Annotated in this window: 8 protein-coding genes; 2 read left to right on the plus strand and 6 right to left on the minus strand. The window is 71.8% G+C overall.

What is annotated here, in order from left to right:
* Positions 1 to 57: 57 nt before the first annotated feature.
* Positions 58 to 627, minus strand: coding sequence for a dienelactone hydrolase family protein (locus tag ACGFYY_RS39680; RefSeq protein ID WP_393717138.1), 570 nt, complete (start codon positions 625 to 627; stop codon positions 58 to 60).
* On the opposite strand from ACGFYY_RS39680, the gene ACGFYY_RS39685 reads away from it, so the two are divergent.
* The gene (locus ACGFYY_RS39685; RefSeq protein WP_393717140.1) at positions 626 to 967 is read left to right on the plus strand and encodes a hypothetical protein; all 342 of its coding nucleotides are present in this window, start codon (positions 626 to 628) and stop codon (positions 965 to 967) included. The genes ACGFYY_RS39680 and ACGFYY_RS39685 overlap by 2 nt on opposite strands.
* Before the next feature lie 15 nt (positions 968 to 982).
* Here the strand turns inward: ACGFYY_RS39685 and ACGFYY_RS39690 are convergent, their stop codons facing one another.
* The 5 genes from ACGFYY_RS39690 to ACGFYY_RS39710 all read right to left on the minus strand — a co-directional run bounded on the left by ACGFYY_RS39690 (position 983) and on the right by ACGFYY_RS39710 (position 5,806).
* Positions 983 to 2,575, minus strand: a complete 1,593-nt coding sequence (locus tag ACGFYY_RS39690; RefSeq protein ID WP_393717142.1) for a Na+/H+ antiporter — start codon at positions 2,573 to 2,575, stop codon at positions 983 to 985.
* A gap of 344 nt (positions 2,576 to 2,919) precedes the next feature.
* Positions 2,920 to 3,399: a GNAT family N-acetyltransferase gene (locus ACGFYY_RS39695; RefSeq protein WP_393717144.1), complete on the minus strand. Its 480-nt coding sequence runs from the start codon at positions 3,397 to 3,399 to the stop codon at positions 2,920 to 2,922.
* Positions 3,396 to 4,337 (minus strand): RluA family pseudouridine synthase, encoded by a 942-nt coding sequence (locus ACGFYY_RS39700; protein ID WP_365277526.1) that lies wholly within the window; start codon positions 4,335 to 4,337, stop codon positions 3,396 to 3,398. Before ACGFYY_RS39700 ends, ACGFYY_RS39695 begins: the two co-directional genes overlap by 4 nt.
* 53 nt (positions 4,338 to 4,390) lie before the next feature.
* A complete protein-coding gene (gene lspA, locus ACGFYY_RS39705) occupies positions 4,391 to 4,933 on the minus strand; it encodes a signal peptidase II (RefSeq protein ID WP_365277540.1) in 543 nt (180 codons plus the stop codon).
* 123 nt (positions 4,934 to 5,056) lie between these two features.
* Positions 5,057 to 5,806, minus strand: a complete 750-nt coding sequence (locus tag ACGFYY_RS39710; RefSeq protein WP_365277529.1) for a TraR/DksA C4-type zinc finger protein — start codon at positions 5,804 to 5,806, stop codon at positions 5,057 to 5,059.
* Between the two features lie 607 nt (positions 5,807 to 6,413).
* On the opposite strand from ACGFYY_RS39710, the gene ileS reads away from it, so the two are divergent.
* Positions 6,414 to 9,560 carry an isoleucine--tRNA ligase gene (gene ileS / locus ACGFYY_RS39715; RefSeq protein WP_393717147.1) on the plus strand — a complete coding sequence of 1,049 codons (3,147 nt, stop codon included), beginning with the start codon at positions 6,414 to 6,416 and terminating at the stop codon, positions 9,558 to 9,560.
* Positions 9,561 to 9,810: the final 250 nt, after the last annotated feature.

Below are 9,810 nucleotides of genomic sequence, written 5' to 3' on the forward strand. Positions count from 1 at the left end.
CCACGACGAAAGGCCCGGTCCGGCATCCGCCGGGCCGGGCCCTCGTCGTTCTCGCGCCTACAGAGCGTCGAGGAAGCCGACGGCGACCTTCCAGAGCTGCTCGGCGGCCTCGGCGTCGTAGTCGTCCAACTCCGGGTCGGTGAACAGGTGCCCGGCACCCGGGTAGCTGTGGACCTCCACATCGGCTCCCGCGCGCCGCATCCGCAGGTACCAGGCCGTCAGCCAGTCGTGCGGCTCGAAGGGGTCCGGGTCCGCGATGTGCAGCTGCACGGGCAGTTCGTCCACCGACGCGCCGTCCTCCAGGTCCGCCGTCCCGTGCAGGAGCAGCAGCCCGCGCGCCTTCTCGTCGGCCATCGCCAGGTGCTGGGCGACGGAACCGCCGAAGGAGAAGCCCGCGTAGACCAGTCCCTGGTCCGAGTAGGGGGCGGAGGCCAGCACCGCGCGCTTCAGCAGTTCGTCACGGCCGATCTCGTCCCGGTGGGCCATGCCCTCCTCGACGGTCCCGAAGGTGCGTCCCTCGAAGAGATCCGGCACCTGGACCTGGTGCCCGGCCGCGCGCAGCCGGTCGGCCGCCGCGTGCACCGCGGGCCGCAGCCCGTACGTCGAATGGAAAAGCATGATGTTCATGCCTCCATCGTGCCGGCCACCACGCACCACGTTCGTCCCCAGGGAGAGGGAGAACGTCCTGCGCCCCGTCACGGTCGCCGGCGGTGTCCTGGTCGCCACCCTGGTCGCGGGTCGGCTGCTGGACCTGCTGCTGCCGCAGGGCCGACGCCCGGCACGCCGAGACCCCCTGTGGGGACTGCTGTGCCACTGGCGGCTGCCCTGCCAGGTCGTCCTGTGCACCTCGCCGCTCAGGCGTCCTACCGGCAGGCGGGAATCCTGCACGGGCACGATCGCCCGCCGGGCCCGCTGGTCCCCGTACGTCCGCCTCCTGATGTCCCTGGGCCGCCGCCCGGCCCCCTGAACGGAACCGCGGCGCTCACGGGGCCCGCAGGCTCCGTACGTCGAGGTGTCGTAGTACCCGGTCCACGATCTCCGGGTCGGAGCCGGATTCGCTGCGGGCGGCCAGGATCTCGTGGCGGGCGGCCGACATCATCTCCCGCTGGATCCGCTGGATGTCGTGGAGCCGCTCCACGCGCTTCGCGTAGGCCTCACGCCGTTCCTCGTCCACCATGTCGGGGCTGATCCTGGCCCCCACGTCGTACGCGCGCCGGTACAACTGCTCGACCAGGTCCTCCGGCAGCTCCTCCACCGCCTCGATCTCCTTCAGGCGCTGCTTCGCGGCCTTGGCGGCACGGATCGCCAACCGCCGTTCCGCGTCACGGTCGGCGTCCGTGTCGGCCTCCACCCCCAGCCGCCGCACCAGCCACGGCAGGGTCAGCCCCTGGCACACCAGGGTCGTCATGATCACCGCGAACGCGATGAAGATGATCTGGTCCCGCCCGGGGAAGGGCTCACCGGCGTCCGTCCTCAGCGGAATGGCCAGGGCCAGGGCCACCGAGGCCACCCCGCGCATCCCCGCCCACCACATCACCACGCTCTCCCGCCAGCTCAGCGGGATCTCCTCGTCGTAGTCACGCCGCTTGTGCAGCCTCTGGGCGAGCCAGCCGGCCGGCAGCAACCACACCAGCCGTACGCCGACGACCACCGCGACCACGATCGCCGCCCACCCGGCCATCTCCCACACCCGGTCCTCGGCCGTGCCGAACACGTTGTGCAGCTCCAGCCCGATCAGCCCGAAGGCCACGCCGGTGACCAACATGTCGACGACTTCCCAGAAGGTGTGCCCGGCGAGGCGACCCAGCACGTCGTCGGCGTCGCTCGCGTACTCGGCGAGGAACAGGGCCGTCGTCAGCACGGCCAGCACCCCCGACCCCTGGAGCTCCTCGGCGACCACGTACGCGACGAACGGCACCAGCAGGGTCAGCCCGATCTGCAGGGTGGCGTCGCCGAGACGCCCCATGAGCCGGTTGGTGATCCAGCCGAGCGCGAGCCCTACGGCCACGGCCACCACGGCGGAGAGCACGAACTCCCCGAGCGCCTGGGGCCAGGAGAAACTGCCGCTCACGACGGCGGCGACGGCAACGTGGTAGAGCACGATCGCCGTCACGTCGTTGAAGAGCCCTTCGCCCTCCAGGATCGACACCATGCGGCGGGGCAGCCCGAGCGATCCCGCGACGGCGGTGGCGGCCACCGGGTCAGGCGGGGCCACGAGCGCGCCGAGGGCGAGTGCGGCGGCGATCGGCAGGCCGGGAACGACGGCGTTGGCCACGGCGGCCACCGCGGCGGTGGTGACGAACACCAGGGCCACGGCCAGCAGCAGGATGGGGCGGACATTGGCGGCGAACTGCCGCCAGGAGGTGCGCTGCACAGAGGCGTACAGCAGGGGCGGCAGCACCAACGGCAGGATGTACTCGGGCGGGATCTCGACGTTCGGCACGACCGGCACCAGGGCGAGGATCACCCCGCCGACGGTCATCAGGACGGGCGCGGGCAGTTTGAGTCGGTCCCCGAGCGGCACCGTGACCACCGCCCCGAGCAGGAGCACGAAGAGCAGAGCGAGCTGATCCACTCCCCCACCCTGCCAGTCCGCTGCGCTTGGCCGGTGCGGTGACGGGGCCGCGGCTCCGTGTCGGGCTCCGCCCGAACCCCTACGGCGCTCCGCGCCCGCGGCGCAATAGACGGGCGGGGGGGGGGGGGGGGGGGGCGGGGTGTGGGGGGGGGGGGGGGGGGGGGGGGGCCCCCCCCGGGGGGGGGGGGGGGGCCCCGGCACCGTGGCGGGCCCCCCCCCACCCCCCCCGGCGCTCCGCGCCCCCCCCACAACCCCGGGGGGGCCCTCCAGATCCCCGCCCCGCCGGCGTTTGCGGCGCGGGGTCCGGGGCGGAGCCCCGGCAGCGGTGGCGGGTGGTGGCACCACTACGGCAGCGGACGCCGCATCGCTCGGTGGGGGATGCCCGCGTCCTGGAACTCCGGGCCGTAGGCCACGTAGCCGAGCCTCTCGTAGAAGCCCAGCGCATGCGTCTGCGCGCCCAGGTCGACCGCGGTCAACCCCCTCCGGACCGCCTCCGCCTCGATCGCGCGGACCAGCGCCACACCCACGCCCAGCCCGCGCGCGGACTTGGCCACGGCCAGCCGGCCCAGCGAGCCGACCGTCGGGTCGCCCGTCTTGCCGAGGGCCGCCGGCCCGTACAGCAGCCGGCCCGTGCCCAGCGGCGCGCCGTCCGGGTCCACGGCCAGGACGTGCACCGCGTCCGCGTCGTACGCGTCGTACTCGATCGACTCGGGCACCGACTGCTCGACCACGAAGACCTCGGACCGCACCGCGAAGCAGGACTTCAGGTCCTCCTCCGAGACGGCGACCCGGACCTCGACCGTGCCTTCGACAGGCGAGGTCACTCGCTCTCCGCCCGGATCACGTCCAGCGCGTGCTGCAGGTCCGCCGGGTAGGTGCTCTCGAACTCGACCCACTGCCCGTCCGACGGGTGCTCGAAGCCGAGGCGCACCGCGTGCAGCCACTGCCGGGTGAGGCCGAGCCGCTTGGCGACGGTGGGGTCGGCCCCGTAGGTCAGGTCGCCGACACAGGGGTGCCGGTGCGCGGACATGTGCACGCGGATCTGGTGCGTCCGTCCGGTCTCCAGCTTGATGTCCAGCAGCGAGGCGGCGCGGAAGGCCTCGATCAGGTCGTAGTGGGTGACGGACGCCTTGCCGTCCTGGATCACGGCCCACTTGTAGTCCGCGCTGGGGTGGCGACCGATCGGCGCGTCGATCGTGCCGCTCATCGGGTCCGGGTGGCCCTGCACCAGCGCGTGGTAGCGCTTGTCCACGACGCGCTCGCGGAACTGGTTCTTCAGCGAGGTGTACGCGCGTTCCGACTTCGCGACGACCATCAGGCCGGACGTGCCGACGTCGAGACGGTGCACGATGCCCTGGCGCTCGGACGCGCCGGAGGTGGAGATGCGGTAGCCGGCCGCGGCGAGGCCACCGATGACGGTGGTGCCGGTCCAGCCGGGGCTCGGGTGGGCGGCGACGCCCACCGGCTTCATGATGACGACGATGTCGTCGTCGTCATGAATGATCTCCATGCCGGGGACGGGCTCGGCGACGAGCTCGACCGGCCGGGCCGGCTCGGGCATCTCGACTTCGAGCCAGGCGCCACCGTGCACACGCTCGGACTTCCCGACGACACTGCCGTCGACCGACACCTTTCCCGCGGCCGCGAGATCGGCCGCCTTCGTCCGGGAGAAACCGAACATACGGGCGATGGCGGCGTCGACACGCTCGCCTTCGAGGCCATCGGGAACGGGCAGGGTGCGGATCTCGGGAATCGTACTCACCCGTCGAGTATGCAGGACGGGGCGGTCGGACCGTTCCGCGATCAATCCTTCGATCAGTCCTTGTGGACGGTCCCGTCCGGGTCCAGACCCTTGAAGGACAGCAGGACGATCAGGATGCCGCCGCACACGATCGCCGAGTCCGCGAGGTTGAAGACGGCGAAGTGGGCGGGCGCGATGAAGTCGACGACCGCGCCGCGGAACACACCCGGCGAACGGAAGATCCGGTCGGTCAGGTTGCCCAGCGCACCACCCAGCAGCAGACCCAGGGCGATGGCCCACGGCAGGCTGTAGAGCTTGCGGGCCAGCCGCACGATCACGATGATCACCGAGGCGGCGATGCAGGTGAAGATGATGGTGAAGGCCTCGCCGAAGCCGAAGGCGGCGCCCGGGTTGCGGACCGCCTCGAACTTCAGCAGGTCACCGATGATCTCGATCGGCGGCTGGTGCTCCAGCTTCGCCACGACCAGCATCTTGCTGCCGAGGTCGAGCAGGTAGGCGAGCACCGCCACGACGAGCAGAGCCGTGATCCGACGGCGCCCCTTGGGCCCGGCGGACTCCGGCTGGGTGTCGTCCCCGACCTCCGGCGTACCGATGATGCGCTCCGCCTCTGCCACGTGAGTCCCTCGAACTAGCTCGAACCAGGCTCCTCCTGGACCCTGACGGAACACGAGAGTACGTCAGGGCCCCCACGGACCGCCCGCCCCACCTCCCGGACGGCTCTAGTGCCGCCGTTCCTGCTTCTGCTTGCAGTCCACGCACAGCGTGGCCCGTGGGAAGGCCTGCATCCTGGCCTTGCCGATGGGCTGCCCGCAGTTCTCGCAGAGCCCGTACGTGCCCGCCTCCAGCCGTTCCAGGGCCCGCTCGGTCTGCTCCAGCATCGAGGTGGCGTTCGCCGCGAGCGCCAGCTCGGACTCCCGGGTGATGTTCTTGGTACCCGTGTCGGCCTGGTCGTCGCCCGCGCCGTCCCCGGAGTCCCGCATCAGGCCGGTGATCGCGGCCTCGGAGGCGTCCAGCTCGGCCCGCAGGCGCAGCACCTCCGACAGGAGCTCCGCACGGGCGTCGTCGACCTCCTTGGGGGTCCACGGGTCCTCCCCGGGCCGTACGGCGAGCTCGCCGGGGGCCAGGCCCGCCGTGGCCCGCGCCTTGGGGAGCCCGCTCGTGGCGGCCGCGGCCGTCTTCCTCGCCGTACCCGTGCTCTTCTTGGCAACCACTTTCCGGACTCCCGTCTTCTTCGCGGCAGGTGCCGCCCCCTCGGCCGCGGCCTTCTTGGCCGTGGCCGTCCGCTTCTCGACGGCGGTCGTCTTCTTGACGGCGGTCGCCTTCCCGTCCGGAGCGGGCGCCCCGGTGGCGGTCTTCCTGACAGCGGTCGCCTTCTTGGCGGGGGCCGCGTCCTCGGAGACCGCCGCCTTCCCGGCGGCCTTCCCGACAGCCTTCTTGGCAGTACTCCCGGCGGTCTTCTTCGCCACCATGGCCGCGACCCCTTCACATACTGTGATCTTTGCTCGCGAATCGTGCCGGAACGATAAATCGACACCGGCCCCGCGGCAACGGGGCACGCATCCATCGAGGTCAACCTGCATCCGTTGTGCCCATCAGGAGCCCCGGTAATCCGCCACTCCCGCCCCACCCGAGTCGTCACCGCCACCGGGAGCCCATTCGGGTCACGCCGGGGGCGCGCCGGGGGCTCGTCCGGACCCTCCCCGCGGCCGCGCCACGCCGAGCCCGCGGCCCCCGCACGGGCCCCCGTAAACCGGTCCGCCCCGCGCCCCCCGGGCCCGTACACTGGGCCCAGCGAAAGGCATGGACGGGGACGAGTAGCGTCGTACGCAGCCAGGAGCGACCCGGGGACGGTGAGAGCCCGGGGGCGAGCGCGATGTGAAGGATCACCCCTGAGCCGCCGGAAGAAAGCCCGCACGGGATCCCCGGATCCCCGGACGGCGAGTAGAACCGGCTTCGCACCCCAATGAGGGGGCCACCGGATCCGTCCGGCGGCCAAGGAGGGTGGTACCGCGGGAGCAGCAGTGCTCTCGTCCCTCCGGACGGAATGACACCCCGCCGGAGGAAGAGTTCAGCCTCATGACCACACCGCCGCAGTACCGCCCGGTACCCGCCCAGGTCGACCTGCCCGCCCTCGAGCACGCCGTCCTCGACTTCTGGCGCGAGAGCAAGACCTTCGCCAAGACCCTGGAGCAGTCCGAGGGCCGCCCCGAGTGGGTCTTCTACGAGGGCCCGCCCACCGCGAACGGCATGCCCGGCGCGCACCACATCGAGGCCCGCGTCTTCAAGGACGTCTTCCCCCGCTTCCGCACCATGCGCGGCTACCACGTGGCCCGCAAGGCCGGCTGGGACTGCCACGGCCTGCCCGTCGAGCTCGCCGTCGAGAAGGAGCTCGGCTTCAACGGCAAGCAGGACATCGAGGCGTACGGCATCGCCGAGTTCAACGCCAAGTGCCGCGAGTCCGTGACCCGCCACACCGACGCGTTCACCGAGCTCACGACCCGGATGGGCTACTGGGTCGACCTGGACGACGCCTACCGGACCATGGACCCCGAGTACGTCGAGTCCGTGTGGTGGTCGCTGAAGGAGATCTTCAACAAGGGTCTGCTCACCCAGGACCACCGCGTCGCCCCCTGGTGCCCGCGCTGCGGCACCGGCCTCTCGGACCACGAGCTGGCGCAGGGCTACGAGACGGTCGTGGACCCCTCCGTCTACGTCCGCTTCCCGCTGACCTCCGGCCCGCTCGCGGGCGAGGCCGCGCTGCTCGTCTGGACGACCACCCCCTGGACCCTGGTGTCCAACACCGCCGTGGCCGCGCACCCCGAGGTCGACTACGTCGTCGCCACCAATGGCGAGGAGAAGCTGGTCGTCGCCCAGCCGCTGCTGGAGAAGTCCCTGGGCGAGGGCTGGGAGGCCACCGGCGAGACCTTCACCGGCAAGGAGATGGAGCGCTGGACGTACGAGCGCCCCTTCGACCTCGTCGAGTTCCCCGAGCCCGCCCACTACGTCGTGAACGCCGAGTACGTCACGACCGAGGACGGCACCGGTCTGGTCCACCAGTCCCCCGCCTTCGGCGCCGACGACCTCGCGGTCTGCCGCGCGTACGGCCTGCCCGTCGTGAACCCGGTCCGCCCCGACGGCACCTTCGAGGAGGAGGTCCCGCTGGTCGGCGGCGTCTTCTTCAAGAAGGCCGACGAGAAGCTGACCGCCGACCTCGACGCCCGCGGCCTGCTCTTCAAGCACATCGCCTACGAGCACAGCTACCCGCACTGCTGGCGCTGCCACACGGCCCTGCTCTACTACGCGCAGCCGTCCTGGTACATCCGCACCACCGCCGTCAAGGACGCGATGCTGCGGGAGAACGAGAAGACGAACTGGTTCCCGGACTCGGTCAAGCAGGGCCGCTTCGGCGACTGGCTGAACAACAACATCGACTGGGCGCTCTCCCGCAACCGGTACTGGGGCACCCCCCTGCCCATCTGGCGCTGTGAGGAGAACCACCTCACCTGCGTCGGCTCCCGCGCCGAACTGAGCGAGCTGTCGGGCCGGGACCACTCGAACCTGGACCCGCACCGCCCGTACATCGACGACGTGACCTTCACCTGCACGCACGAAGGCTGCTCCCTCGAAGCGGTCCGCGTCCCGGAGGTCATCGACGCCTGGTACGACTCGGGCTCGATGCCGTTCGCGCAGTGGGGCTACCCGTACAAGAACAAGGAGATCTTCGAGAAGCGCTACCCGGCGCAGTTCATCTCGGAGGCCATCGACCAGACGCGCGGCTGGTTCTACACGCTGATGGCGGTCGGCACGCTGGTCTTCGACAAGTCCTCGTACGAGAACGTGGTCTGCCTGGGCCACATCCTCGCCGAGGACGGCCGCAAGATGTCCAAGCACCTGGGCAACATCCTCCAGCCGATCCCGCTCATGGACCAGCACGGCGCGGACGCGGTGCGCTGGTTCATGGCGGCCGGCGGATCCCCCTGGGCCGCGCGCCGCGTGGGGCACGGCACGATCCAGGAGGTCGTCCGCAAGACCCTCCTCACGTACTGGAACACGGTGGCCTTCCAGGCCCTGTACGCCCGTACGTCGAACTGGGCGCCCTCCGCCTCCGACCCGGCCCCGGCCGACCGCACGGTGCTGGACCGCTGGCTCCTGTCCGAGCTCCACACCCTGGTGGCCGAGGTCACCGAGGCGATGGAGTCGTACGACACCCAGCGCGCGGGCAAGCTCCTCTCCGCGTTCGTGGACGACCTGTCCAACTGGTACGTGCGCCGCTCGCGGCGGCGCTTCTGGCAGGGTGACGCGGCCGCGCTGCGCACCCTCCACGACGTGGTGGAGACGGTCACCCGGCTCCTCGCCCCGCTGACCCCCTTCATCACGGAGCGGGTCTGGCAGGACATGGTCGTCCCGGTCACCCCGGACGCCCCGGAGTCCGTCCACCTGTCGACGTGGCCGACCGCGGACACCTCGGCGATCGACACGACGCTCTCGCAGCAGATGCAGTTGGTCCGCCGCCTGGTGGAGCTGGGCCGCGCGACGCGGGCCGAGTCGGGCGTCAAGACCCGCCAGCCCCTCTCGCGGGCCCTGGTCGGCGCGGTGGGCTTCGACGCGCTCTCCCCGGAGCTGCAGTCCCAGATCACGGAGGAGCTGAACGTCTCCTCCCTGGCCTCCCTGTCGGAGGTCGGCGGGTCCCTGGTGGACACGACGGCGAAGGCGAACTTCCGGGCGCTGGGCAAGCGCTTCGGCAAGGGCGTCCAGGACGTCGCGAAGGCGGTGGCCGCGGCCGACGCGGCGGCGCTGTCCCTGGCCCTGCGGTCCGGCTCCGCCGAGGTCGAGGTGAACGGGGAGTCCGTGTCCCTCACTCCGGAGGAGGTCATCATCACGGAGACCCCGCGCGAGGGCTGGTCGGTGGCGTCCGACTCGGGCGCGACGGTCGCCCTGGACCTGGAGATCACCCCGGAGCTGCGGCTGGCGGGCCTGGCCCGTGACGCGATCCGCCTGATCCAGGAGGCCCGGAAGAACTCCGGCCTCGATGTCGCCGACCGCATCTCGCTCCGCTGGTCCTCCGCGGACCCGGAGGTCGTCACGGCCCTGACGGACCACGCGGGTCTGATCGCGGACGAGGTCCTGGCGACGGACTTCGCCGGGGGTCCGGCCGACAGCACGTACGGCGCCGAGTTCAGGGACGAGCCCCTGGGCCTGACCTTCCGCCTCCGCAAGGCGTAACGCGCGGCCGAAGCGGCCCGTCCCCTCCCGGGTGGGGGGACGGGCCGCTTTCGTCTGCCCGACGGCCTCCCGGGCTCCGCCCGGACCCGCGCCTCAATCGCCGGCGGGGCTTGGGTCGGGCCACCGGGCCGGTGGGGTGGGGGTGCGGGGCCGGTGGGGGGTGTCTCCTCGGCTCGCGCGGTACCCCGGGTCTCGGCCGTGCCCGGCGGTGCGCGCTCGTCCTGCGGGGACACCCCCCACCGTCCCCACA

Source organism: Streptomyces sp. NPDC048331 (genome assembly GCF_043201215.1).
Classification (GTDB): domain Bacteria; phylum Actinomycetota; class Actinomycetes; order Streptomycetales; family Streptomycetaceae; genus Streptomyces.